Source organism: Flavobacterium filum DSM 17961 (assembly GCF_000425465.1).
GTDB classification, from domain to species: Bacteria; Bacteroidota; Bacteroidia; order Flavobacteriales; family Flavobacteriaceae; genus Flavobacterium; species Flavobacterium filum.
In genome coordinates this window covers 1-24,388 of sequence record NZ_AUDM01000017.1, presented here as the reverse complement: position 1 = coordinate 24,388, position 24,388 = coordinate 1, and the positions used below count along the sequence as shown (strand labels likewise).

Annotated in this window: 28 protein-coding genes and 1 pseudogene; 26 read left to right on the top strand and 3 right to left on the bottom strand. The window is 33.9% G+C overall.

Translation table 11 applies throughout. The annotated features are described in order from the left end of the window. Positions 1-3: 3 nt before the first annotated feature. From H601_RS0111040 to H601_RS0111030, 3 genes are all read left to right on the top strand, one after another. On the top strand, positions 4-825 hold the full coding sequence (locus H601_RS0111040; RefSeq protein ID WP_026711573.1) for a DUF4249 family protein: 822 nt from the start codon (positions 4-6) through the stop codon (positions 823-825). 159 nt (positions 826-984) lie between these two features. Then, on the top strand, positions 985-1,362 hold the full coding sequence (locus H601_RS0111035) for a GxxExxY protein (protein WP_026711572.1): 378 nt from the start codon (positions 985-987) through the stop codon (positions 1,360-1,362). 58 nt (positions 1,363-1,420) lie between these two features. Further along, positions 1,421-2,083: a thiamine diphosphokinase gene (locus tag H601_RS0111030; protein WP_026711571.1), complete on the top strand. Its 663-nt coding sequence runs from the start codon at positions 1,421-1,423 to the stop codon at positions 2,081-2,083. Between the two features lie 53 nt (positions 2,084-2,136). On the opposite strand, the gene H601_RS0111025 is transcribed toward H601_RS0111030, so the two are convergent. Continuing rightward, positions 2,137-3,582 (bottom strand): hypothetical protein, encoded by a 1,446-nt coding sequence (locus H601_RS0111025; protein WP_026711570.1) that lies wholly within the window; start codon positions 3,580-3,582, stop codon positions 2,137-2,139. Between the two features lie 185 nt (positions 3,583-3,767). Between H601_RS0111025 and rlmF the strand changes: the two genes are divergently transcribed. From rlmF to H601_RS16170, 12 genes are all read left to right on the top strand, one after another. Next, positions 3,768-4,721, top strand: coding sequence for a 23S rRNA (adenine(1618)-N(6))-methyltransferase RlmF (gene rlmF / locus H601_RS0111020; RefSeq protein ID WP_026711569.1), 954 nt, complete (start codon positions 3,768-3,770; stop codon positions 4,719-4,721). Between the two features lie 42 nt (positions 4,722-4,763). Then, positions 4,764-4,994 (top strand): hypothetical protein, encoded by a 231-nt coding sequence (locus tag H601_RS0111015; RefSeq protein WP_026711568.1) that lies wholly within the window; start codon positions 4,764-4,766, stop codon positions 4,992-4,994. Further along, the gene (locus H601_RS0111010; RefSeq protein WP_026711567.1) at positions 4,979-5,275 is read left to right on the top strand and encodes a type II toxin-antitoxin system RelE/ParE family toxin; all 297 of its coding nucleotides are present in this window, start codon (positions 4,979-4,981) and stop codon (positions 5,273-5,275) included. The genes H601_RS0111015 and H601_RS0111010 overlap by 16 nt, the downstream gene beginning before the upstream one ends. Positions 5,276-5,298: 23 nt before the next feature. Then, positions 5,299-7,287, top strand: coding sequence for an excinuclease ABC subunit UvrB (gene uvrB, locus H601_RS0111005; protein WP_026711566.1), 1,989 nt, complete (start codon positions 5,299-5,301; stop codon positions 7,285-7,287). 377 nt (positions 7,288-7,664) lie between these two features. Next, entirely contained in the window at positions 7,665-8,567 is a 903-nt protein-coding gene (locus H601_RS0110995) for a DUF1963 domain-containing protein (RefSeq protein WP_026711565.1), read from the top strand. 243 nt (positions 8,568-8,810) lie between these two features. Then, positions 8,811-9,395 (top strand): ATPase, encoded by a 585-nt coding sequence (locus H601_RS0110990; protein WP_026711564.1) that lies wholly within the window; start codon positions 8,811-8,813, stop codon positions 9,393-9,395. Next, positions 9,382-9,534, top strand: coding sequence for a hypothetical protein (locus tag H601_RS16660; protein WP_169628268.1), 153 nt, complete (start codon positions 9,382-9,384; stop codon positions 9,532-9,534). The genes H601_RS0110990 and H601_RS16660 overlap by 14 nt, the downstream gene beginning before the upstream one ends. A 276-nt stretch (positions 9,535-9,810) precedes the next feature. Then, on the top strand, positions 9,811-10,941 hold the full coding sequence (locus H601_RS0110980; protein ID WP_026711563.1) for an ATP-binding protein: 1,131 nt from the start codon (positions 9,811-9,813) through the stop codon (positions 10,939-10,941). Between the two features lie 25 nt (positions 10,942-10,966). After that, the gene (locus tag H601_RS0110975; protein ID WP_026711562.1) at positions 10,967-11,440 is read left to right on the top strand and encodes a DinB family protein; all 474 of its coding nucleotides are present in this window, start codon (positions 10,967-10,969) and stop codon (positions 11,438-11,440) included. 403 nt (positions 11,441-11,843) lie between these two features. After that, a complete protein-coding gene (locus tag H601_RS16175; RefSeq protein ID WP_026711561.1) occupies positions 11,844-14,735 on the top strand; it encodes a hybrid sensor histidine kinase/response regulator transcription factor in 2,892 nt (963 codons plus the stop codon). Positions 14,736-14,863: 128 nt separating this feature from the next. Continuing rightward, positions 14,864-15,022, top strand: coding sequence for a hypothetical protein (locus H601_RS16655; RefSeq protein ID WP_169628267.1), 159 nt, complete (start codon positions 14,864-14,866; stop codon positions 15,020-15,022). A gap of 2 nt (positions 15,023-15,024) precedes the next feature. Beyond that, positions 15,025-16,419: a hypothetical protein gene (locus H601_RS16170; RefSeq protein WP_026711560.1), complete on the top strand. Its 1,395-nt coding sequence runs from the start codon at positions 15,025-15,027 to the stop codon at positions 16,417-16,419. A gap of 30 nt (positions 16,420-16,449) precedes the next feature. Here the strand turns inward: H601_RS16170 and H601_RS0110955 are convergent, their stop codons facing one another. Then, a complete protein-coding gene (locus H601_RS0110955) occupies positions 16,450-16,884 on the bottom strand; it encodes an Hsp20/alpha crystallin family protein (protein ID WP_026711559.1) in 435 nt (144 codons plus the stop codon). Between the two features lie 476 nt (positions 16,885-17,360). Between H601_RS0110955 and H601_RS15610 the strand changes: the two genes are divergently transcribed. The 11 genes from H601_RS15610 to H601_RS0110900 all read left to right on the top strand — a co-directional run bounded on the left by H601_RS15610 (position 17,361) and on the right by H601_RS0110900 (position 24,056). Further along, positions 17,361-17,597 carry a tyrosine-type recombinase/integrase gene (locus H601_RS15610; RefSeq protein ID WP_035655871.1) on the top strand — a complete coding sequence of 79 codons (237 nt, stop codon included), beginning with the start codon at positions 17,361-17,363 and terminating at the stop codon, positions 17,595-17,597. Between the two features lie 193 nt (positions 17,598-17,790). After that, on the top strand, positions 17,791-18,012 hold the full coding sequence (locus H601_RS16385; protein WP_245571648.1) for a beta propeller repeat protein: 222 nt from the start codon (positions 17,791-17,793) through the stop codon (positions 18,010-18,012). Between the two features lie 78 nt (positions 18,013-18,090). Next, positions 18,091-19,134, top strand: coding sequence for a hypothetical protein (locus H601_RS0110940; RefSeq protein WP_245571647.1), 1,044 nt, complete (start codon positions 18,091-18,093; stop codon positions 19,132-19,134). A 218-nt stretch (positions 19,135-19,352) separates the two neighbouring features. Next, positions 19,353-20,165 (top strand): restriction endonuclease, encoded by an 813-nt coding sequence (locus H601_RS0110935; RefSeq protein ID WP_211223548.1) that lies wholly within the window; start codon positions 19,353-19,355, stop codon positions 20,163-20,165. Between the two features lie 527 nt (positions 20,166-20,692). Further along, entirely contained in the window at positions 20,693-20,926 is a 234-nt protein-coding gene (locus H601_RS0110930; RefSeq protein ID WP_026711556.1) for a hypothetical protein, read from the top strand. Between the two features lie 81 nt (positions 20,927-21,007). Next, positions 21,008-21,745: a hypothetical protein gene (locus tag H601_RS0110925; protein WP_026711555.1), complete on the top strand. Its 738-nt coding sequence runs from the start codon at positions 21,008-21,010 to the stop codon at positions 21,743-21,745. Positions 21,746-21,889: 144 nt separating this feature from the next. Beyond that, positions 21,890-22,153: a DUF2024 family protein gene (locus tag H601_RS0110920; protein WP_026711554.1), complete on the top strand. Its 264-nt coding sequence runs from the start codon at positions 21,890-21,892 to the stop codon at positions 22,151-22,153. Continuing rightward, the gene (locus tag H601_RS0110915) at positions 22,150-22,506 is read left to right on the top strand and encodes a gamma-glutamylcyclotransferase family protein (RefSeq protein WP_026711553.1); all 357 of its coding nucleotides are present in this window, start codon (positions 22,150-22,152) and stop codon (positions 22,504-22,506) included. The genes H601_RS0110920 and H601_RS0110915 overlap by 4 nt, the downstream gene beginning before the upstream one ends. Then, complete coding sequence (locus tag H601_RS0110910; protein ID WP_026711552.1) at positions 22,503-23,108, top strand: MarR family winged helix-turn-helix transcriptional regulator; 606 nt, start codon at positions 22,503-22,505, stop codon at positions 23,106-23,108. The genes H601_RS0110915 and H601_RS0110910 overlap by 4 nt, the downstream gene beginning before the upstream one ends. Then, positions 23,105-23,839 carry a YggS family pyridoxal phosphate-dependent enzyme gene (locus H601_RS0110905; RefSeq protein WP_026711551.1) on the top strand — a complete coding sequence of 245 codons (735 nt, stop codon included), beginning with the start codon at positions 23,105-23,107 and terminating at the stop codon, positions 23,837-23,839. Before H601_RS0110910 ends, H601_RS0110905 begins: the two co-directional genes overlap by 4 nt. Before the next feature lie 25 nt (positions 23,840-23,864). After that, positions 23,865-24,056 carry a hypothetical protein gene (locus H601_RS0110900; protein ID WP_026711550.1) on the top strand — a complete coding sequence of 64 codons (192 nt, stop codon included), beginning with the start codon at positions 23,865-23,867 and terminating at the stop codon, positions 24,054-24,056. A 62-nt stretch (positions 24,057-24,118) separates the two neighbouring features. Here the strand turns inward: H601_RS0110900 and H601_RS16380 are convergent. Then, positions 24,119-24,388 (bottom strand): annotated as a pseudogene (locus tag H601_RS16380) (group II intron reverse transcriptase/maturase); the annotation flags it as partial.

Genomic DNA, 24,388 nt, shown 5'->3' with positions numbered 1-24,388 from the left:
CGCATGAAAAAGTTACATATTTTAACCTTGCTCTTATCGTTATTCCTTTTTACAAATTGTGAAAAAGTAATAGATGTTGATTTAGATACAGCTCCACCTCGATTGGTAGTTGAAGCATCCATCAATTGGGTAAAAGATACTCCGGGTAATCTTCAATTCATTAGATTGAGTACAACAACAGGGTATTTTTCAACAGAAATCCCGAAAGTAACCACAGCAATTGTAACAGTTACCAATAGTGATGGAACCATTTTTAATTTTGAACAAATTAGTGAACCCGGAATTTATGTTTGTTCCAATTTTGTTCCGGTCTTAAATGAATCGTATGTGCTTACCATACTTTATGAAGGAGAAATTTATACTTCAACAGAAAAATTACTTGCAACACCTGATGTTAAACGCGTTGAACAACGCAATGATGCCGGTGTTTTAGGTGATGCAACTGAGGTTAAATTTTTCTTTGATGATATTCCAAACGAAACAAATTTTTACTTTTTAGGAATATTTGATCCATACAAAGTAATCCCGGAATATGGCGTTTTAGAAGACCGCTTTTTTCAAAATAATGAAATGTTTGGTTTGTATTTTAGTGATAAATTTAAAACAGGTGATACACTTACTTTTACAATGAATGGTGTTTCACAACAATATTTTAATTATACCAATATTTTGTTAGCACAAGCAGGAATTACAAGTGCCGGTCCTTTTAGTACACCCACAACAACAGTTCGTGGAAATATTATTAACCAAACCGATTTTAATAATTTTGCGTTGGGGTATTTTAGATTAAGTGAAACGGTGGTTGAGGAGTATGTAATTGAGTGATTTCTCTCTTGAAATTTCTCACAGAAAACACAGAAAACACTGAAATTGATTTTGTGACTTTTGATTGTTTATAAAAAATATTAATATAGTCTATGTTTAATTTTATAAGGTTAATTCATACATTTTTTATATTTTTGAAATTATAAAAATATATGAAGAATGGAAAATAATGAATTAACTTATGAAATAAGAAGTGCTATATTTGAAGTGTTTAAAGAATTAGGACCGGGTTTATTAGAAAGTATATACGAAGCAGCATTGTGCTATGAATTGGAAGTAAGAGGATTTGAAGTAAAATGTCAACTTAATTTACCTGTAATTTATAAAAACAAAGATTTAGGCTTAGGATATCGATTAGATGTATTAGTAAATGATAGCATTATAATTGAAATAAAATCAGTTGAAGAAGTAAAAAATGTGCATAAAAAACAACTTTTAACTTATTTGAAATTAACAAACAAAAAATTAGGTCTTTTGGTTAACTTCAATGCTGATTATCTAAAAGATAAAGAAAGTATCATTAGAATTATTAATTAGAAACAAAAGATTCACAAAACGTTTTCTGTGTTTTCAGTGTTTTCTGTGAGAAAAAGAAATGTCATCACACCACATAGTCAAAGACGATCAAGAACCAGCTTTAATCATTGCCAACGGAGCTTCATGTAGTGAAGAACTTCTTGGGCAATTATTAGAATGGTCGCCCATTGTTATTGTTTTAGATTCAGCGATTAGTCGTGTGATGGAATTAGGCATCAAAGTAGATGTTTTGTTAGGTGACTTTGATCGCGATTTTGATGCAAATTATTATAAAGAAATTCAATATCCGCTTGAAATTGTTCATACTCCGGACCAAGACAAAACGGATTTAGAAAAAGCTTTTGATTATTTAGTCGAACGGAACATTCTCGCTGTAAACGTGGTTTGGGCAACCGGAAAAAGAGCCGATCATACGATTACCAATATTACTTCCATTGTAAAGTTTAGAGATAAATTGAAAATCGTTTTGTTTGATGACCATTCGAAAATCTTTCTTCTTCCCAAAAAATATGAAAAATGGTATCCTAAAAATACGGTTATTTCATTAATTCCGATTGGAGCGGTTCATGGCATTCATTCTCAAAATTTATTTTATCCGTTAGCTAACGATTCCCTTACTATTGGCTACCGAACCGGAAGCAGCAATCATGTTGCTGAGGATGGAATCATATCGATAGAACATGAAGAAGGCGATTTAATTCTAATGGAATGTTGGGATTAAAAAAAATGCCCGTTTAACCAACGAGCATTTTAGTATGACAAATAATCTTTCAACTATTTACATTCATTAAACTCTTTCACAATATTGATTAAATTATCTTGAATTTTCAAATCAAAAGCTCCGCTAATTATCTCATCTGATAAATGTTTACAAGCACTCAAGTATTCTGCTAATTCTTTAGAAAGATTTTTATTGTTTCGCTTATCAATCATTTGACCCACATTTTGATTTTTCAATTTTATCACAAAAACTTCTTCATCAACCGGATCAATAAAAACAGAATTTCCTTTTTCTGTAAAAACTTCTTTATAAAAATAAGCATTGTTAAAGCCTAAAGACATTGCGTTTGATATTTTTTTAGCGGCATCGCCTTTCACTTTCATTCCTTTATAACCGGTTTCTGAACCATCACTATTTTTTACAAAAAATGTAACATTATCTTTGGCAGAAAGTGTAATAATACGTTCTTTCCCTTTTTCGTTTAAATATTTTATGGTTACATTTTTACCATAATTATCAATCGCATCCACTACTTCTGTATTTCCGGTTTGGTGTACATCTAATTTTTCAAATTGAGCCGTTAATGTTCCATCATATTTTACACCTTTTTCATCAATAGCATAACCACGAACATTGTACACATTTACACTTCTCTCTTTGGCTAATTTTATTTTTTCTTTTAACAAATCAGCTTTATATTGCTTAGCCTGACGACCTAATGTGATGTCACGATAAACTAATTCGCCCATTAACTCTACAAAAAAACTGGTATTATCAGGACCACTGTATCTTTTTTCTGCTGAATAAGTAAATTTACTATCGTTAAACAAAGTTACTTCTACATCATTATTCACATTTCCTGTAATTTTTGCTGAAGCAACTTTTATATTATCTAAATCAAATACATCGGCAAAATTGTTATTTCCAAAAGCTGTGTAAGGACTTCCAATTACTTTTCCAACAATATTAGTTCCGGCTGTTCCACCAAACATTACTGTTCCGTCTGTTTTTACAAAAGGACGGTATTTTGCAATCTTAGCTTCTTTTTCTTTTTTTGTGGCTATAACATCAATTTTTGCTTGTAAGGATTTGTCGCCAATGCTTTCACGTTCTGTAGCAAAAAATGCATCAATTTTTGCTTGGTTAAATCCGTTAGCATCAAACAATTCATATTTAGCAGACAACAAATGCATGATAACTCGAGAAGAATTAAACGAAGTAATTAAAACTTCATATGGAATTTCAGTTTTCTTAGTGCCATCAGCATTGGTAACCACCAACCATTGATTGATGATAGTCTGGCCTTCCATTAGCGATTTGTATTCGGCTGTAAATTGTTTAGTATTGTTTAAATCAAAAAACACGCATTGATCACGCACTTTATCATTAAAAATAGCAACCTCCTTTTCGTCAATTAAAATTCTGTCTTTTTTGGTTTTAATTTTCTGAGCAAAAGAGAAAAAAGGAACCAGTAGTAATAAGTAAAAAATTGTTTTCATATTATTTTTTTAGAGTGCAAATATACAATTCTAAAACTGAACTCCTTTAGAATCAAATCATTTTCATCTTATTTTCAAGAAGTTATTCATTAAATCAGTTGATTTTATCAAAAACTAATCAATGTATAACTATATCATTTTAAAAAAGTAAATTTGTATTTATTGAATTACAGAAATTTTTTCCATTGAAAAATAATCCAATTATAGAAAAATCATCATTACATCCACGAAACAAACACCGTTCTCGTTATGATTTTGGTGTTTTATTGCATAAAACTCCCGAATTAAAATCGTTTATTTTTACCAACGAATACGGAATTGAAACCATCGATTTCAATAATCCGTTGGCTGTAAAAACGTTAAACAAAGCCTTACTTAAAACCTATTACGGTATTTTAGATTGGAATTTGCCCGAAGATTATCTTTGTCCGCCTATTCCCGGAAGAGCCGATTATATTCATCAAATTGCTGATTTGTTGGCAGAAGAAAATCAGAACATGATTCCAACAGGAGAAGCCATCATGGGTATAGATATTGGTGTAGGTGCCAATTGCATCTACCCTATTTTAGGAAATTCCGAATACGGCTGGAGTTTTGTGGCGACCGATATTGATGCAACAGCTCTGGAAAACTGTGTTTCCATTATTGAAAAAAATCCGCACTTAAGTGAAGTAATCAGTTTACAACAACAAGTCAATTCTCGCTTTATTTTTAAAGATATTATTCAACCCGAAGATAAATTTGCTTTTACCATTTGCAATCCGCCTTTTCATGATTCTAAAGAAGAAGCAGCCAAAAGTGCATCTCGAAAAGTGTCGAATTTAACCAATCAAAAAACAGCCAATCCAATATTAAATTTCGGTGGACAAAACAACGAACTCTGGTGCGAAGGCGGCGAGCTCGCTTTTATCAATCAAATGATTTACGAAAGTGTTAAATATCCCAAACAATGTTTCTGGTTTACCACGTTAGTTTCAAAAAAAGACAATCTGAAAAGCATTTATAAAACCCTAAACAAAGTAGAAGCTGCCGCCATTAAAACCATCGAAATGAATCAAGGACAAAAAATCAGTCGCCTAGTTGCTTGGACTTTTTTAAGCGAAAATCAACAAAAAGATTGGAAGTTTACCTCAGAATAAAACAAAACGTTTTTTTCGTAACTTTGTAAAAAGCATTGAATTATGAATACAGCTGAACTAAAAAATATTTTAAAGTTAAGAATCGATTTTATAAACGATAAAAAATTCTTATCAGCCTTGAATACGTTGATTGAGTCTAAAACAGAAAACATTATTGTTTTGACTAAAGAACAAAAGCAAATTATCAATCAATCACAAAAAGAATATTCCGAAGGTAATTTTTCTACTAATGATGTTGTAAATGAAGAAATGGAGAAATGGTTGAAAGAGTAATTGTATGGACATCTACAGCTAAGTTAGAATTGAAATTAATTTTTGATTTTTTCAACGCAAGAAACAAAAGCAAAACCTATTCGTTAAAACTTCACAGAAAAATTCAAACAGAATTAAATTTACTTATTAAGCAACCTTACATAGGAAAGAAGACCAATGAAATAAATGTTCGTGGGATACTAGTTGAAAACTACATTTTATTCTATGAACTAAATGATAATGTAATCGTTATTCTATCTGTTTGGGATACAAGACAAAATCCTGATAAATTAATGTTTTAACTCAGCTCCTCAGCCCCTCTCAAATGAAATTCCAAGTCATCTCAGAATACCAACCCACCGGCGATCAACCACAAGCCATTGACAAATTAGCCAACGGAATCTTGAATGGCGAAAAATACCAAACCCTGTTGGGTGTCACCGGTTCAGGAAAGACATTTACAATGGCTAACGTAATTGAAAAAGTAGAAAAACCAACGCTTGTTTTAGCTCACAACAAAACACTTGCCGCTCAATTGTATTCGGAATTCAAGCAATTTTTTCCGAATAATTCCGTGCAGTATTTTGTTTCGTATTACGATTATTATCAACCCGAAGCCTACATTCCGGTTACGGGAACCTATATTGAAAAAGATTTGTCCATTAACGATGAACTCGAAAAACTGCGTCTTAGCACCACCTCTGCCCTACTTTCCGGCCGAAGAGATGTGTTGGTCGTGGCTTCTGTTTCGTGTTTGTATGGTATCGGAAATCCGGTGGAATTTCAAAAGAATGTCATTTCCATTGACCGTGGACAAATCATATCCCGAACGAAATTATTGCATCGTTTAGTACAAAGTTTATATTCCAGAACGGAAACAGAGTTTACTCCCGGCACCTTTCGCATTAAAGGCGATACGGTGGAAATTTTCCCAAGCTATGCTGATGAACCGTTTCGCGTTCATTTTTTTGGCGATGAAATCGAAGAAATTGAAGCCTTTGATGTCAAAACCACAAAAGTAATTGAACGCTATTCCAAACTCAATATTTATCCGGCGAATATGTTTGTGACTTCTCCTGATGTCTTGCAAAATGCCATTTGGGAAATTCAACAAGACTTGGTCAAACAAGTGGATTATTTCAAAGAAATCGGTAAACATTTAGAAGCCAAGCGTTTGGAAGAACGAACGAATTTCGATTTAGAAATGATTCGAGAACTCGGCTATTGTTCCGGTATCGAAAACTATTCGCGTTATTTAGATGGTCGTCAACCCGGCACACGACCGTTCTGTTTGTTGGATTATTTTCCGGATGATTTTTTAATGGTGGTGGATGAAAGTCACGTGACCATTTCGCAAGTACATGCCATGTATGGTGGCGACCGCAGCCGAAAAGAAAACCTCGTTGAATTCGGATTCCGACTTCCCGCGGCGATGGACAACCGTCCGTTAAAGTTTGAAGAATTTGAAGCCTTGCAAAACCAAGTGGTTTATGTTTCCGCCACTCCGGCCGATTACGAATTACAAAAAAGCGAAGGCATCTTTGTTGAGCAAGTCATTCGTCCCACCGGATTATTAGATCCAATCATCGAAATTCGTCCGAGTTTAAACCAAATCGACGATTTAATCGAAGAAATTCAACTCCGTTGCGAAGCCGACGAACGTGTTTTAGTCACCACGTTAACCAAACGCATGGCAGAAGAACTCACCAAATATTTAACCAAAGTTTCCATTCGTTGTCGATATATTCACTCCGATGTCGATACGTTGGAACGCGTAGAAATCATGCAAGATTTACGCAAAGGCTTGTTTGATGTTTTGATTGGTGTCAACTTACTCCGTGAAGGGTTGGATTTACCCGAAGTTTCGCTCGTAGCCATTCTCGATGCCGACAAAGAAGGTTTTCTTCGCAGTCATCGTTCGCTCACCCAAACCGTGGGTCGAGCCGCCCGAAACGTGAACGGAAAAGCCATTATGTATGCCGATAAAATCACGGCTTCCATGCAAAAAACCATCGACGAAACCAATTACCGTCGCGAAAAACAAATTGCCTACAACACCCAACACAATTTGCAACCCAAAGCATTGAACAAAAGTTTAAACAATGCCTTGAGCAACAATTCCGTTTCTACCCAATATTACGAAGACAAAGTCTTAAAAGCCGCCGAACCCGAAAGCTTGTACCTCACCAAACCCGAAATCGAAAAGAAAATCCGCGACCTCCGAAAAATGATGGAAAAAGCCGCCAAAGAACTCAATTTTATCGATGCAGCCAAATTGCGTGATGAAATAAAAAGTTTGCAGGAGAAGATGTGATTTTTTTAGAAGCTATTCCCGCTTTCCGCTACAAGCTTTTGCTCAAAAACCTTTTTTTCTAAGGTTCATCCCGATTGCTATCGGGACTTCCCAAGGTTGCTCTGCCAAACCAAGAAAAAATAGGTTTTCTTCCCAAAAGGCTTTCCGCTGCAATCGGGGCTAGGAGATTGTGCAAAAAAAGAAATTATTTTGGAAATTCAGTATTTTAAGAAATTTATTAAGAAATTATTGAGGTGTGGATGTTTTTTGTATTTTAGTAGAATAATACAATTGAGCATATAACTACCAATTTGGGTAGATTTGCTCAATAGAATATATAAAAACTGAGTATATTTACTAGTTGTACACAATATTAAAAAAACATAACATCAAAAGAAATGTTTAGTTTCAAAAGAAATAATTTAGAAAAATTAAAATCATTCATTCGGAATTCAGAAGAAATCCAAATTGAAAAAGAAGATAAAGAAAAACTAATCAAAATGATTAGACCGACAGTTGGAATTAAAACAAAATCGAATGATGATAACAAAATAAAAATAGGAAAATCCAAAATTGGCGGAAAACCTGATTTACCAAAAGGTTTTGAATGGCCAAGAGCGAATGATATTCCGATGTTATTTTGTGCTCAATACAATCTATCTGAGTTAGCTAAATACGATAAAGAAAATAAATTACCAAAAAATGGTTTTTTCTATATTTTTTTAAGTCTTGACCAAGAATGGAATGAATTTAATGGAGTAAACCAACCTTTTGAATTTATTTATAGCGAATCTGAAAATATTGTCCGAACAGAATTTCCAAAAGACCTTCAAGAAAACCAAAAATTCAAGACAGCTTTAATAGAATATTTTGAGTATTATTCACTCCCAGACGATGAAAATTATAAATTGTTCGAGTTTGAGAAAAAATATAATAATGAGTTATATTTCTATTTTTATCAACCAACCGAAGAATATATAAGGGAAGAACTTTATCAAGATTATGATAGTATGCATCAAATTCTTGGGCACGACAGGTCTATTCAATCAAGTGTGGTTTATGATTTTGCTTCTAAAGAATTGGGGCTTTATGGTGCGGAAAGTTCCGAGTATCAAAAACGATGGAATGATATTTTAGAATTATCTAAAACATACGAACTATTACTGCAATTAGATTGTTATGACACAAATACTGATTTAACAAAGTTTGGCGGAAGCGGAACTTATTATTTCGGAATTTCTAAAAACGATTTAGAAAATAAGAACTTTAATAACATCAAAATGTCGTTTCAAATGACATAAATACTCCTGCTCTCCGAACGTCTCTGACTTTGCCGTTTCTAAATTCATTCAATTATTATTATATTTGGATAACAAATTAGCACAGAACATTAACACCGATGCTCTGCGAAGGTCTCTGACTTCGCAGCAAAAAATTTTAAACTACCACAAGAATCATTATATATGTGCTTTTGTAAATCCAACCTCATTTCACAAAGATTTCAAAAATAGAAACCAAAGAAATTAATTTGTAAATTTGCGAATATGACTGATAAAAAGCTTTACATCATAGCAGGTTGCAATGGAGCAGGAAAAACAACTGCATCGTTTACGATTTTGCCTGAAATTTTGGATTGTAAAGAGTTTGTTAATGCTGATGAAATCGCAAAAGGATTATCTCCTTTTCAACCCGAAAAAGTATCTTTTGAAGCGGGAAGAATTATGCTTCATAGAATTGATGAGCTTCTTGCTGAAAACGAAAGTTTTGCTTTTGAAACAACATTAGCAACAAAAAGCTATCAAAACAAAATAATTGAAGCTAAAGAAAAAGGTTATCGAGTAACACTTTTATTTTTTTGGCTTCAAAGTATTGAATTAGCAAAAGAGCGTGTAAAAACAAGAGTTTCAGAAGGCGGACATAACATTGAACCTGAAATTATAGAAAGACGATACACTAGAGGAATTAAAAATTTATTTGACATTTATCTTTCAATTGTTGATGGAGCTTTGCTTTTTGACAATTCTGAAGGACAACATGAACTATTTGCTGACAAACAAATTGACGGTTTACTAAACATTGTAAATCAAGAAAAATTCAACCTTTTAAAAAATCACTATGACAACAATTGAAATTCAAATAGAAGAAAAAAATAAAATTCTAAAAGGACTTGAAAAAGTGTATGAAAAACTTATAGAATTTAAGAAAATGAAAAACAGTGAATTGGTTGTTTTGCGTGACAACAAAATTGTAAAAATTAAGCCTGAATAAAAGTTCATTTTCATATAAGATAACATTTCCCCTGCTGCCCCGCTCCCGCACAAACCCTTCCTGTGGCATTTAAATAAACCACTACGCTTACCTCACAAATTCAATTAATAAAATTAAAAAATCTCGCAAAGTCGCAAATTTCAACCCTTAACCCACTCTTCAAAACTGTTACATAAAATTAATCGTTAAAAGGAAAACAGTGAAAAACTCCTATTTTTTAGAATCAAATCCAAAAAAAAGTAGTAATTTTGCGATTACATTCTAAAATTTACGACAATGATTGGAATTGAAAGACAAATTTTTCAAGATTTGAAGAACGATTTTTTTAAAGGAAAAGTCATTGTGCTTCTAGGTGCTCGACAAGTTGGAAAAAGTACATTAATAAAAATGTTAATTGAATCTACAAAGGAAGATGTTCTGTGGTTGGATGGAGAAAATACAGATGTACAACTTTTATTAAAAAATCACAATAGTGAGCGATTACTTCAAATTGCCGGGAAAAATAAAATAGTTGTGATAGATGAAGCTCAAAAGATTGAGAATATTGGAAGTATTTTAAAATTATATGCAGATTATCACAAAGGAATTCAAGTCATTGCCAGCGGTTCTAGTGCATTTGAATTAAGAAACAGTTTAAACGAACCATTGACAGGTAGAAAATTTGTGTTTAATTTATACCCAATATCCTTTCAAGAAATGGTGAATCACACCAATTTACTCAATGAAATTCGACAGCTACCTCAACGAATGATTTATGGTTACTATCCGGAAATTGTAACACAGGTAGGTGAAGAAGAAAGATTACTTAAATTTTTATCCGAAAGTTATCTTTACAAAGATATTTTCTTGTTTAAAGGAATAAAAAAGCCGGAAAAGATTCTTGAATTATTAAAACTCTTAGCGTGGCAAATAGGGAGCGAAGTGAATTATAACGAATTATCAAATTTACTAAAAATTGACAATCAAACGGTTGAAAGTTATATTGCTATGCTGGAACAATCATTTGTGATTTATAAGTTGAATTCTTTCCATACCAATCAACGAAATGAATTAAAAAAATCTAAAAAGATATATTTCAACGATTTAGGCATAAGAAATGCGTTGATAAATGATTTTAGACCCGTTGAAATACGAAATGACGTGGGCAATATATTTGAGAATTTTGTGATCAATGAAATGAGAAAACAAAATGAATACAAACAGATGTATGGCAATTTTTATTTTTGGAGAAGTACAGAACAAAAAGAAATTGATTTAATAATAGAAAAAAATAATCATCTATCGACCTTTGAAATTAAATGGAATCCGAGTAAAAAAGCTCAATTGACCAAGAGTTTTAGTAATACCTATTCTAATTATACCTTTAATTTTATTCACAAGGAAAACTTCTTTGAGTTTATTACTTAAATTTGATTTATTATTTTAAACTACTATGTCAACATCAATTGCTCTCGCCACCCGCTTTCGTGAAGTCATCCTAAACGGCACATGGATAGCCAACACCAATTTCAAAGCTCAATTGGATAATACGAATTGGGAAATGGTCACCCAAAAAGTAAGCAACCTCAACACCATTGCCCTTTTAGCCCAACATATTCATTATTACATCAACGGCATCAATCAGGTGTTTGCCGGTGGAACATTAGACATCAAAGACAAATACAGTTTTGACTTTCCTCCCATTACTACTCAAGAGCAATGGGAAGCCTTTTTACAACGGTTTTGGAAAGACGCCGAAACATTCGCTCAATACGTTGAACAACTCACCGATGAACAATTAAATGCCGATTTTACCAATCCAAATTATGGTAGTTATTATCGAAACATCGATGGCATGATTGAACACAGTTATTATCATTTGGGACAAATTTCGTTGATAAAAAAGATGATTCTTTCTTCAAAATAACGGTGTTTAGTAAGATTCTGTTATAAATCTCAAACTTTCGCTTTGGTTTTGTGTATCAATTTAGTTTACACGTTCAGAAAACACAAACGTTCAGAAAGAAGATAAATTTCTTGACGTTTTACCTTTATATTCCACCTTTATCTTTTCATATTTTGTTTAAAAAGAAATCTTAACACATTATCATTCTATTCAATTTCAAAATCAGTTTTGCGTTTTCCTTTAGCATCTAATTACACAAAAAACAATTGGAATAGTATTGTTCATTTATTTCATACCTCTCCTCAAACATTTAAATTATAGCACTTTACCTAGATAATTCTTTTTAACGTAACATCAAAATTGTTACATTTGTTAAAATGCCTTTCATTTTGAATGACTACTTTGGAATCATAAATCGAACGCAATGAAAAAAATAGTATTCCTTTTGCTTTTGTTTCCTTTTCTTTCTTTTTCGCAAATGGAGAAAAGAATAGACTCACTTCAAAAAATAGCAAAAAATGCAAAAGACATTGATGATATAGGTAATGCCTATGCAGAACTTGCATTGATTTACATGGATAATGATGTTGAAAAAACACAAGCAACTATAGACAAATTAAAAGCACTAAATGTCAACAGTTCTTGTTACAAATGTGAAGGTTATGGATGGCTTTATGAGGGAATGTTGAAAGTTAGAAGCGGTGACCACCAAAAAGCACTTGAAAAGTTCAAAAAAACGGCAACTATTGCCAAGAAAAATGATGACCAGTATTTATATATTCAAGGTGTTGCCAACGAAGCTCAAACATTAATGGATTTAAATAAAAATAAAGAGTCTGAAAAACTATTACTCTCTTTTATTGAAGAATCTAAAAAATTTCCTGATGAATTTGGAATGGAAAGTATTCACTTTCTCCTAGGATTTCTCAATCAAGATAATGGTTTTTATAATTCTGCTTTGGAGTATTTTATTAAAACCGATAAACTAATTCGTGACGATGACCCAAGTGCTTTAGATTTTAAAATTGCTGTATTAGGTCAAATTGCAGATGTTTATAAAGAATTGGATAATCAAGATAAAGCAAATGAAACTTTAAGCAGAGCATTGAAAATAGCACGTGTTAATGACACTCCTTTATTCTTAAATGAAATCTTTTTGGGTCAAGGTTTGGTAGAATTACACTTTAATAACCCTAGTAGTGCAATCACCCATCTTAAAAAAGCATACAATTATTTTCAATCTATAAATTTTAAGTTGAAAGTTGCTAATTCTGCTTTAGCATTAGGTGAATGTTATATTAAGTTAAAAGATTATTCTAAATCAATATCTTATTTAAAAGAAGCTGAAATATTGTTTAAAGAATTTAACGATGAAAACAAATTATTAATTATCAATTTATTACTTTCTGAAAACTATATTGAAACCAATAAAATTGATTTAGCAAAAACAATACTTAATAATATAACTTCCTCTTTAGAAAAAAATAAAATATCTAAAAATTACATTACATACCTAAATATTAAAATTAAGCTGAATTCTAATACTCAAAATTTTAATGAGGCTTTACAATTAATTGAAAAAAGGGATTCAATACAAAATTTAATAAATTTAAAAGTAAATAAAATAAATTTTCAAGATTTAGAAACTAAACACCAAACTGAAAAAAAAGAACAAGAAATCAAATTACTTTCTGCTGAAAATGAACTAGCAACACGACAAAAATATATTTACATTGGTTTAATTGGGCTTCTAGTTTTACTCGGATTAAGTATATTTTATCTGTACCGAAATAAAATCAAAACCGCTAACAAAATCAGTGAACTAAACGAAATGAAATCGCGGTTTTTTGCTAATATCTCGCATGAATTTCGCACTCCGCTAACACTGATTAAAAGTCCGGTGCAACAATTGCAAGCATCCGCCACAAATGAAAAGCAGAAAAGTCAACTGCATTTGGTTGATAAAAATGCCGATCGAATGCTTGAACTGGTCGATCAGTTATTAGAACTTTCTAAACTCGATAGCGGTGCTTTTAAACTCATTTTAAAAGAAGGAAATCTTTCTGATTTTTTAAAATCAATCGCAGAACCGTTTATTTTTCAAGCGAAGGAAAACAAATTATTGTTACATACAAACATTGAAACGAGTAACGAAAATCACTTTTTTGATAGAGATGTGATTCAAAAAATTGTTTCAAATCTGCTTTCCAATGCCTTAAAATATACACCTGAAAATCACACTATTGATTTTTCAACTGAAATAAAAAATGAAAATGTACTCCTTTCTGTAACTAACTCAGGGGTGCAATTGAATAAAGATGATCTTCCAAAACTTTTTCAACGCTTTTATCAAAAAACAGATACGCAAAATGGTGTTGGCATTGGCTTAGCCCTTGTAAAAGAACTTGTGGATATATACCAAGGAACGATTACAACTACTTTAGAAAATGACAAACTAACATTTGTACTATCGTTGCCACTGACCACAACAAACGATAAAAATATCCTCATCGCAACCGAAAAAATAGAATTGATTAAGCATGATAATGAAGTATCGGAAGAATTACCAATCCTATTAGTTGTAGATGACAATGCTCAAATTAGAAGTGTTTTACACGACCTTTTGTCTAATGAATTTAAAATTATTGAAGCAGAAGATGGTGAAGCTGCCTTTAATTTAGCACAAAAGGAAATTCCTGATTGTATCATATCCGATGTCATGATGCCAAAATTAGATGGATTTGCTTTTACTAAAGCAATTAAATCCAATGAATTGACCTCATTTGTCCCAGTAATTCTTCTCACGGCAAAAACATCCGAAGAAGCTCATTTAGAAGCATTAAAAAGCACAGCCGATGCCTTTTTAACAAAACCGTTTAACCACAACATTGTTAGGGCAACCGTTCAACAACTCATTTCCGAACGTAAAAAACTGCAACAACGTTATAGTCAAGAACTCATTTTAAAACCGGTGGATATTGTTATTAACTCGGTAGATGAAAAGTTTTTGCAAAAATTACAAACTATTTTAGATACCCAATTAGCAAATGCTGATTTTACAGCTGAAGAATTTGCTACAAAAATTGGTATCAGTCGCATGCAGTTACACCGTAAATTAAAATCACTTTTAGGTGTTTCGGCAACAGAGTTCATTCGAAATGAACGTTTGAAAAACGCTGCCGAATTACTCAAAAAAGGCAACGGAAATATATCTGAAATTGCCTATTCCGTTGGGTTTAATGAACTATCGTATTTTTCAAGATCATTCAAAGATTACTTTGGTTGTTCGCCTTCTGAATATGCAGAAAAAAAATAATTATTCTCTAAGAGCCTTATTTTATTGAGGTTTTTAAGAATGTTACATAATTACAAATCCCTGTTACATCTGTGACAGGGATTTTTTTTGGTTTGAAATAATTTTATCTAAAACAAAATTCAACCCAAATGCAAAAGAAAAATCGGCAACCCTATGAAGCAAAAATCGAGAAGCTTCCCGATAAAATAATTTACTTAAACATCAACCATTTAGAAAAAGGAGATTATGAACTTAACATCATTCATCAAAAGAAAATAATTAAAAAGACAAACTTTAATAAAAAATAAACATGAAAAACCTAATCTTACTACTTCTACTCTTCCCTTTTGCCGCCCTGTCACAAGTAGGTGTAAACACCACCAACCCCAATGCCATGATGGACATAACCTCAACCAATAATGGATTGTTAATTCCACGTGTTGCTCTACTTTCCGCCATCGATAATACAACTGTAGTAAACCCGCAAGGCGGAGCATTAGTAACATCCACGTTGGTTTACAACACCACTCCAGCCGGAGTGAGTCCTGATAATGTAATTGCCGGATTTTACTATTGGAATGGCTCTCGCTGGGTAGCCGTTGGTTCTGATGGCAGAGATTGGTCCACTTCGGGAAATAGCGGAACCAATCCAACAAATAATTTTATCGGTTCTATTGATGATGTTGATTTTAGAGTTCGCACGAACAATAACCCTCGTTTTAACTTTTCCAACAACGGTAGATTAAGAGCCTATGATAATGGAATTGTTACGCAACCCACCTACTCCTGGATGGGTGATGAAGACACCGGAATGTGGCGACCCGCTGCCAACACATTGGATTTGGCCACCACCGGTGTTTCAAGAATTAGAGTGAACAGTGATGGTAATGTCGGGATTGGTGCAACGGATACCCCAGCGAGATTAACAGTACTTGCCAACAGAAATGTGCCGGCTTTTCCCAATTTAACCAGTAATGGAATACTGCGAATTGCCGTTAATGGTAGTGAAGGTTTGGATATTGGAAAAACAGACGGAACCGGAGGTTTTTCTGCTTGGATTCAATCCGGATTTTCAGGAACAGCGGATCCTCTTAGCCTACAACCGTTGGGCGGAAACGTCGGTATAAATGTGGTAGCTCCTACGAATTCTCTTCATGTAAACGGAACAGTTCGTATAGTAGATGGAACGCAAGCGAACGGAAGAGTACTCACCTCCAATGCAACCGGAGTAGCCAGTTGGCAACCGATATCAATTAATAATGTGGTTGGAAATTTAGTTGGCACAGGAATAAATATTCCTTCTTCCACAACCAATTTTCTACAAACGGGTTCTTCCATTACCCTACCACCCGGAAGATGGGCTGTGAATGTAACGATGCTAATGCGAAGAACAGGCGGAACAGGAGTGGCAACACCCAACGACTCGTCTTATTGGCTTCGTACTTCTTTTTCCACCTCTGCGTTGATAAATCCGGCTATTACAGCAGATATTGTAGGAAGTTATTATGTGAGCGGAAATTATCCGGGTTCGTCATTATATTCATTAGTACAGGGAACGGTGGTAATTAACAATGCAACCGCTGCAAACCGAACCTATTATTACATTGCCGGTGCGGTAGAAGTCATCAACTCCACCAACACATTAGAAAATTTTGGTGGTGCATGGTGGCAAGAAAACACCATTATTGCCTACCGAATAAACTAAAAAAAGGGCTGAAATATCAGCCCTTTCTATTTAACCAATCTCAATCATTCGTTTTGGTTTTGGCAATGCTTCTTCGCGTTTTGGAAGTGTGATGTGCAATACCCCATTTTCATACGTTGCATTGATATCCGATTCGTTTACAATTTCTGGTAGTGAGAACGCTCTTTTAAAAGAAGAGTAGCTAAACTCTTTGCGGGTATATTTTCCATCAGTGTCTTTTTCTTCTTTTTCGTGTTTGGATTCAGAAGAAATGGTCAATACGTTGTCATCCAATTCAATGTTAAAATCTTCTTTGCGTTTTCCGGGAGCAGCTAATTCTACCACAAAAGTGGTTTCGGTTTCTTTAATATTTACTGGCGGAACGGTGTTGTTCATGCGTTCCATACCTCCCATCCAATCGGGTTTGAAAAATTCATCAAATACAGCAGGAAATGGGAAACGATTGGTTGTTTTTACTAGTGTCATAACTTTTTATTTTTTAGGTTAAACATTTTCTTTTGACTTTTAAAAGACAAAGTTTATACCAATTGAATAAAGAAGTCAATTTGACATTTTACTCCCTCAAAAACCGTCAAAATTTCAGATTTACATCTTGATTAACAATGTTTTAACAGACATTTTTTCAGGAAAAGATATTGATTTTATGTTTTTAATAAATCCGCCTCCTTTGATGCTTTATTCATACACTATCCATACACTATCTATATTGTTGTTGGTTGTTGGTTGTTGGTTGTTGGTTGTTGGTTGTCGGTTGTCGGTTGTCGGTTGTCGGTTGTCGGTTGTTTGACTCGACCTAAAATAACTATACGGGGTATTAAATAAATCCTATACTAGCTATACAACTGTTTTTTGTAGTATTCTTTTTCTTTTTTTAAACAGTAAGAAGTTAAGTGTTTTTAAGGTTCATTAAGTAAGCCAAAAGTGTTTAGGAGGTCCTGCGAATGGCTTTACAAAAGTCCGGTTTGGAAAAGAAAGCTACGGTGCATACGTTACGCCATAGTTTTGCCACGCATTTGTTGGAAAACGGAACAGACATTCGGTATATCCAGCAGTTTTTGGGACATTCGAGCATCAAAACGACAACGGTTTACACGCACATTAGTGCGAGTGCGGTGAATAAAATTCAAAGTCCGTTAGATCGGATTGCCGAGCAAAACCATCAGAAAAAACTGGAATAAAAATTGAAAAGTTAAAAAAAGTTACATAAATTTGAAGATATTTACTAGTTACCTGCTATGTTAAAAAAAACGACAGTGCATATAAACAACGACACGTTTTGACGTACTGACATTTTAATTTTGCAGGGAAACGGGGAAGCTGAAAACCGATTAGAGTAAGCACTAACAATTAAATCTATAAAATATGGGACAAATGATTAACAGGGGCAAAGAAATAATCCGTATAAGCCCAAAACAACAAAACAAACTTGAGTATTCCACCAATGACGGTAGGACTTGGAACACTCGTTATTCAGGCAGCTCTTATGGAGACTTCCAAGACTTGACAGACAATGGTAAAGAAATTTTGGCTCAAACAACAAAAGGACTTTACTACTCTACAAATGACGGAAGAACTTGGAACAAGAGAAGCTAAAAGACATTATATAAAAGCGGTGCAAGCACCGCTTTTATATTTTTCATTTTTAAACGGACTAACAAATAAATTAAACAAATGAAGAATAAAAATCTTTGGCTTTACGGAATAATAGCCTTCACGTTCATTTTTATAGCAAGTTCTGTAATATTCAGAATTTTCGATGTTGAGATTTTACCCTCTCAATTTTTTGGTGCTTTAATCGGAGTTGTTATTACCGCAATAATCACAGTCTTTCTTTTAAACGGTCAAACTTCAGCAGAAGAAACCAAAGAGAGAAACGTAAAAGTATTTGAGGAAAAATCCGCTAGATTCAACAACTTCATAAACAAACTTTGGGAAATATGGGATGACAGAGTTGTAGAACTTGAAGAATTGAATGAACTCATAAAATTAGTTTCTCGTGATATTGTGCTTTACACAAAACCTGAAACAGTTGACAAAATTTTATCCAACCTAATAATCATTGCTGAACAGGCAAAGCCAGATAAAACTTCAAAAAAAGATGCGGAGGTTACAAAACTCATTCAACAATGTATTTTTGACATTATAAACGAATTAGCCAAAGAAATTGACCTTGGCGGTGAAATCAAACCCGAAATTAGAAGTAAACTAAATCAACTTGAAGAAAAAGTTGTACCATTTCTAATTCAAAAGGACTTCAAGAAAAATTACATTCAACAATTCAAAGACACAATCGAAAATTCAGAAGAGGAGATTGATTTTTCAAACATTGAATACAAAAATAAATTTTTGTGGTGTCAGGTAAAGGACTCTAATGTATTTTTCAGAGTTGGACCTTTAGAAAGAGAAAAAAATCACGGTGCTATGATTGGGGCTTATGTTGAGTTTTGGAGAAACAGAAATTACCAAAAATTCCGTGATGCTGCAAGAGGTTGGAGAAAGGATTATTTAAGAGGTATGCGTAACCATTTAGGAGCAAAAGATATAATCAATTTTTCTGATTATGAAGTTGTTGAAAAGATGTACTACCAACTAAATAATGACGGTGAGGAAACTCAAAACGAGTTAGCTAAAAAAGTAATTAACCTCTATAAGACTTGGAAAATTGACGGCAAGAACATTGAGGAAATTATTGAAGAATGTAACCCTAAAAAATAAGAATAATGAATTATTGGATTCACAGAATTTCACACATTGCTGAACTTTCATACCCTTTACTTAACAAAGGATTTTTGACAATTGGATTTTCAGATTTTACGAATGATGAAATTATTGACAAAGTCAAAGCAGGCAATTGGGCATATTTCAATGAACAGTTTAGAGAAAAATGGGGGTCAGTTCCTCGTACTCGACACAACTTGTGGAATTTTCTTAGAATGTCAAAAGGTGACATTGTAATTGTTCCAAGTTGGGGTACTTTTTTCGTTTGTGAAATTGAAAGCGAAGTTCCTTTGAAAATTGGCGACACATTTTCAGAAGGTTTAAAAACTTGGGGAGATAAGATTGTTTCAAGAAACGGAAATTTTCTTGTTTCGGAGCAGGGTAAAACTTATGATTTAGGGTTTGCTTGGAAAGTAAAAGTGCTTCACAAAAACATTTCAAGAGACAAGTTTGCAGATGCAAAACTAACCTCAAGAATGAAAATTAGACAGACAAATGCAAATATCAATGACTTGAAATTGAGCGTTGAAAAAAGCATTGAGAATTATTCCATAAACAAGCCAATTCATTTACATTCTATCATAATAGACAAAACGGCAAATTTCGTTTTGGATGCAATTAAAGCTGAGTTGAATCCAGACAAGTTTGAAAAGTTAGTTAAAACTTACTTTTTGACAATTGGGGCAAATTCCGTATCTATTCCAGCAAAAAACGAAAGAGATAAAGAGGGTGACGCAGATATTGTTGCAGTATTTGAGAACATAAAGCTTATTATTTATACTCAAGTCAAATTTCAAAAGGGTCAAATAAGTGAGTGGGGTGCGACACAAATAAATGACTACAAGACAAATAAAGAGAGTTTAGATGATGGTTATAATAAAATAGCTTGGGTAATTACGACAGCAAACACGTTTAATGAAAAAGCTGAAAACTTGGCAAAAGACAATGAAATACAGCTTATTAACGGACAAGAATTTTCAAAAATGCTTCTTAATACAGGAATTAACTTATTGAATACCAACTTATAATGACAAGAAACACAGCAGGTAACAGGCGTTTGGCTCAATGGCGGGTGAAGTGGTTAATTGAGCATTCTACCTCGCATCAACTTTTGTGGTGTATTGACAGTTTTGTGCTCCGAAATCCGCCACTGCGCCAAGCGCCAAAACGTTACCAGCAAGCGTAAAAAACCGACACGAAACCAAACAAACGACCTTAACACGGCAGACTATTTCGCTGTAACTTGACACAAACCGACCTGACTTTACCGACACTCAAGCCGACCCAAATGGGTTTTTAAATTTCCCCACCGCACATTTTTAAAAACAATTTTGGCCAACCGCACATTGGCACATTTGCAAAACCGCACAAGCCGACACACAACCCAAGTTTTGCAAAAGAGCCAATCCTCCCACCCTTATAAGATTTTTATCGCATTGAATATCAATGATGTAAAATATTCTCTAAATAAATCTAAGAAATAATTTGCATTGTTAGGATTCCTTACTATATTTGTAGCGGCAATAATGCCAAACAACAATAAAATCATAAAGAAATGGCAAAATCAATTTTCTATCACGCAGGATGTCCTGTATGTGTGAGCGCAGAGCACGACATCGTTAACCTAATTGGAGCAACTAATGTAGAAATCGTTCACATTGGCGAAGACCGTAACCGAATTGCGGAAGCGGAAAAAGCAGGTGTAAAATCTGTTCCAGCTTTGCTAACACCAAACGGCAATGTATTACACATCAATTTTGGTGCGTCTATGGCTGACGTAAAAGGCTAAAAAAATTTCTCTTTTAAAGTTAGGAGTCCTAATTTTAATTAGGATTTCTAACTTTATTTCAAACAATTAAATTTCAAAAAAATGAAACAAATATTTCTTTTTCTCGGACTTTCTCTTTTCGCAGTTCAAAGCTTTGCTTGCGACAAATGCGGAAACTACAACAATGATGATTTCCAAATCAAAAAAGTAAGCGTAAAACACTCACCTGAAATTGGTGCAACCATTTGGGAAATTACCGTAAAAGGAACGGCAGGAAAAACCACGCCAACACCAGTAGGACAACTCAATGGAGCACCTGTTTTGGGGTACGTTTTTCCAACTTCCTTGAAACCAACTGATGTTGGATTTGGCGATATTGAAGGAATCGTGGCTTTAGCCCTTACTTCACATCCTGATTTTGACGACACTCCTCTTTGGGATGAAAATTCAGACCGCAATTTTGCCAATGACGGAATTGTTTGGCATCCGCATTGGGTAATCTTAACAGAAGATAAGCGAGTTGAAGGTGGCTTAGCTGTAAAACAATTCGACCCAAAAGACACAACAGTCGTTTTACCTCCAACTAACCCTGGTATGCCAATGTATATGGATTCCCCCGGCTTTCAAGTTATCACAAAAGGAAATACAATAAGAGTAGTTGTCCCCAATTATCGAATAAACAACAAAACGGATTTTTCCTTTGACGGTGTTGCAGCCTTTATGCAAGTATATACAGGCGGTGATGGTGGACACGGTGGCGGAGACAAACCAATGCTTGGCGTTTACAAAGTCTATTCGGTAGCTAGTGGTAATTTATCCTTACCATATAAAGTTAAGTAATTTTATTTGCCTTGCAAAGTTAGGAATCCTACCTTTGCAAGGCATTACTTTAAATAAAGTAATAGTAAAATGAGAATTTTAAGTTTATTAATTATGATGCTGTTTGCATTTTCCGCAAACGCACAAAACAATAAAACAAAAACAATGAAAGTAGCAGTTTGGGACACCTATGTAACAAAAAAAGACGGTAGCGTAATGCACTTTGACATTATCGCACCCGAAGAAATTAAAGATACAACCATAATTTACGGATATGGTACAGAATATTTAATATCTAAAAGACAAGAAGGGCAACCCTTAACATCAAAGCAATGCAGGTTTTGCCACATTGAAACTGTGAGACCTGAATGGGAAGCGGAAATCAAGCAAAAAGGTTATTTCATTATCGAAATGGAAAATTGCAAATGAAAGAGAGAATACATTTACTATTCTCCTATGGCACTTTACAGTTGGAGAAAGTACAGATTGAAAATTATGGTCGAATCTTAAAAGGAGTGCGAGACAGATTGATAGGATATAAAATTGAAAATTTACAAATCACCGATTCGACAGTTCTATCTAAAAGTCAACTTGAATATCACCCAATTGCTGTAAAGTCAACAAATAATGATGACTTTATCGAAGGAATGATATTTCAAATTACAGATACTGAACTTGCTGAAACCGATAAATATGAAGTAAGTGAATACCGTAGGATTCTTGAAACTTTTGAGTCGGGAAAAAAGGCTTGGATTTATATTGCTAAAAATTTGACGATATGAAATATTCATCATTCAACTTAAACGAACAAAACCAAAAAATTGAAAGTCGCATTGTTGTGTCTTTGGAACGAATTTCAGAAGCATTCAGGGTATTATTATGGAATGAAAGCAAAGAAAACTCATTAAGCCCAATACAAATTCAAATTTTAATTTTCATCTATTACCATTCCTTGGAGAAATGCAAGGTGGGATATTTGGCAGATGAGTTCAATATGACAAAAGCCACAATAAGCGATAGCGTAAAAGTTTTGCTTTCAAAAGAATTAGTAACAAAGGAAACTGACCCCATTGACACAAGAAGTTTTTCGTTATCACTTACAAACGAAGGAAAAAAAATAGCTAAAAAAGCATCGTTCTTTGCTTCGTCAATAGAACATCCTATTGAAAAACTTACTCAGGAACAAAAAGCAATAATGCTTAATGGATTGCTGAAATTGATTTATGACTTAAACAATTCAGGCATCATAACAATTCAAAGAATGTGTTTTACTTGTTCCAATTACCAAATTGATAATGGTGTTCACTACTGTAAACTTCTAAATAGCAAACTTGCCGAAAACGAATTGAGAGTGGATTGTCCTGAACACGAATTGCGGATATGAGCTTCATAATCGAAAACATAGCAAGCCTTAAGGGTAGAATAAGAGCAGCAGCCGAATTTTCATGCAGAAACCCCAATGAAATCAAACTTCTATTAGCTACAAAAACAGTTTCTGCTACAAATATTATTACTGCCTTGAAAACTGGTGAAACCCTGATTGGAGAAAATAAGGTGCAGGAACTCAAAGAGAAATTTGAAGCACTAAAAGTTATGCAACACCAAACCCATTTCATAGGACATCTTCAAACTAATAAAGTCAAAGAAGTTACGAAATATGCTGACTGCATACAATCTGTTGATAGATTGGAATTAGCTGAAAAATTGCAAAAGAGATTAGAATTTGAAGATAGAACCATAGATGTTTTTATTCAAGTAAACACTTCTTATGAAGCAAGTAAGTTTGGTGTTTCACCCGAAAATGCTTTGACTTTTACTCAACAAGTTAAACAACTTGACCGATTAAACATAAAAGGCTTTATGACTATCGGGCTTTTTTCTGCCGAAACAGAAAAAGTTCGCAAGTGTTTTCAATTGCTCAAAAAAATTCAATTAGAAATGTTAGACAAAGATATACCCGTTCACGAGTTATCTATGGGGATGAGTGGCGACCTTGAAACAGCCATTGAAGAAGGTTCAACGATAATTCGAGTTGGAACTGCAATATTCGGCAAACGACCTTATCCAGACAGCTATTATTGGAATGACAACAAAGAAGCCAACCCACAGTTGTAAGCAAATTTGCAATTCACCCAAGCCAATGCTCAATCCAAAAATTGCAAAAGAGCTTCCACCTTTCCCGACCGAAAAATTATTTTTTAAAATTTCCTTCCCTTCCAAAATTTTTAAAACCGCCAACCCTCAGCCGACACAAAAACAACCCGTCAATGACAGCGAAACTCACAGTAGACACGGACTACAGCAACTCGACAGACAGAACGCCAGCTGGTAATCGAGTAGACTGCCCCACTAGAAACTAGCAGGGAGAGCCTCTCACACCACCGAGCATACGGGTCACGTACTCGGCGGTTCGCAAAGAGATGGGTTGAGTTGAATGTAGACTTCCGTTAAGGATTCGTATCCTTTTTGTTTCAAGCGTTTCAAAGTAATAGTTGTTCCTAAAATCGGACTTTGGGCAATCGCCCATCCCCCTTTTCTCGTTCTGCTCCACATGTAGGCGTGGTCTTGGTCAACCCCCAATTGAATCAGGTTTTTCCTTTTCCTTTCGGGTTTCTTCCAATCGTGCCAGATGCAATACCGCAGTCGGTTGCGTAGCCAACCGTC

Coding starts and splice junctions, on each gene's coding strand:
- H601_RS0111040 (WP_026711573.1), top strand. CDS start 4: ATGAAAAAGTTACATATTTTAACCTTGCTCTTATCGTTATTCCTTTTT.
- H601_RS0111035 (WP_026711572.1), top strand. CDS start 985: ATGGAAAATAATGAATTAACTTATGAAATAAGAAGTGCTATATTTGAA.
- H601_RS0111030 (WP_026711571.1), top strand. CDS start 1,421: ATGTCATCACACCACATAGTCAAAGACGATCAAGAACCAGCTTTAATC.
- H601_RS0111025 (WP_026711570.1), bottom strand. CDS start 3,582: ATGAAAACAATTTTTTACTTATTACTACTGGTTCCTTTTTTCTCTTTT.
- H601_RS0111015 (WP_026711568.1), top strand. CDS start 4,764: ATGAATACAGCTGAACTAAAAAATATTTTAAAGTTAAGAATCGATTTT.
- H601_RS0111010 (WP_026711567.1), top strand. CDS start 4,979: ATGGTTGAAAGAGTAATTGTATGGACATCTACAGCTAAGTTAGAATTG.
- uvrB (WP_026711566.1), top strand. CDS start 5,299: ATGAAATTCCAAGTCATCTCAGAATACCAACCCACCGGCGATCAACCA.
- H601_RS0110995 (WP_026711565.1), top strand. CDS start 7,665: ATGTTTAGTTTCAAAAGAAATAATTTAGAAAAATTAAAATCATTCATT.
- H601_RS0110990 (WP_026711564.1), top strand. CDS start 8,811: ATGACTGATAAAAAGCTTTACATCATAGCAGGTTGCAATGGAGCAGGA.
- H601_RS16660 (WP_169628268.1), top strand. CDS start 9,382: ATGACAACAATTGAAATTCAAATAGAAGAAAAAAATAAAATTCTAAAA.
- H601_RS0110980 (WP_026711563.1), top strand. CDS start 9,811: ATGATTGGAATTGAAAGACAAATTTTTCAAGATTTGAAGAACGATTTT.
- H601_RS0110975 (WP_026711562.1), top strand. CDS start 10,967: ATGTCAACATCAATTGCTCTCGCCACCCGCTTTCGTGAAGTCATCCTA.
- H601_RS16175 (WP_026711561.1), top strand. CDS start 11,844: ATGAAAAAAATAGTATTCCTTTTGCTTTTGTTTCCTTTTCTTTCTTTT.
- H601_RS16655 (WP_169628267.1), top strand. CDS start 14,864: ATGCAAAAGAAAAATCGGCAACCCTATGAAGCAAAAATCGAGAAGCTT.
- H601_RS16170 (WP_026711560.1), top strand. CDS start 15,025: ATGAAAAACCTAATCTTACTACTTCTACTCTTCCCTTTTGCCGCCCTG.
- H601_RS0110955 (WP_026711559.1), bottom strand. CDS start 16,884: ATGACACTAGTAAAAACAACCAATCGTTTCCCATTTCCTGCTGTATTT.
- H601_RS15610 (WP_035655871.1), top strand. CDS start 17,361: ATGGCTTTACAAAAGTCCGGTTTGGAAAAGAAAGCTACGGTGCATACG.
- H601_RS16385 (WP_245571648.1), top strand. CDS start 17,791: ATGATTAACAGGGGCAAAGAAATAATCCGTATAAGCCCAAAACAACAA.
- H601_RS0110940 (WP_245571647.1), top strand. CDS start 18,091: ATGAAGAATAAAAATCTTTGGCTTTACGGAATAATAGCCTTCACGTTC.
- H601_RS0110935 (WP_211223548.1), top strand. CDS start 19,353: ATGTCAAAAGGTGACATTGTAATTGTTCCAAGTTGGGGTACTTTTTTC.
- H601_RS0110930 (WP_026711556.1), top strand. CDS start 20,693: ATGGCAAAATCAATTTTCTATCACGCAGGATGTCCTGTATGTGTGAGC.
- H601_RS0110925 (WP_026711555.1), top strand. CDS start 21,008: ATGAAACAAATATTTCTTTTTCTCGGACTTTCTCTTTTCGCAGTTCAA.
- H601_RS0110920 (WP_026711554.1), top strand. CDS start 21,890: ATGAAAGTAGCAGTTTGGGACACCTATGTAACAAAAAAAGACGGTAGC.
- H601_RS0110915 (WP_026711553.1), top strand. CDS start 22,150: ATGAAAGAGAGAATACATTTACTATTCTCCTATGGCACTTTACAGTTG.
- H601_RS0110910 (WP_026711552.1), top strand. CDS start 22,503: ATGAAATATTCATCATTCAACTTAAACGAACAAAACCAAAAAATTGAA.
- H601_RS0110905 (WP_026711551.1), top strand. CDS start 23,105: ATGAGCTTCATAATCGAAAACATAGCAAGCCTTAAGGGTAGAATAAGA.
- H601_RS0110900 (WP_026711550.1), top strand. CDS start 23,865: ATGCTCAATCCAAAAATTGCAAAAGAGCTTCCACCTTTCCCGACCGAA.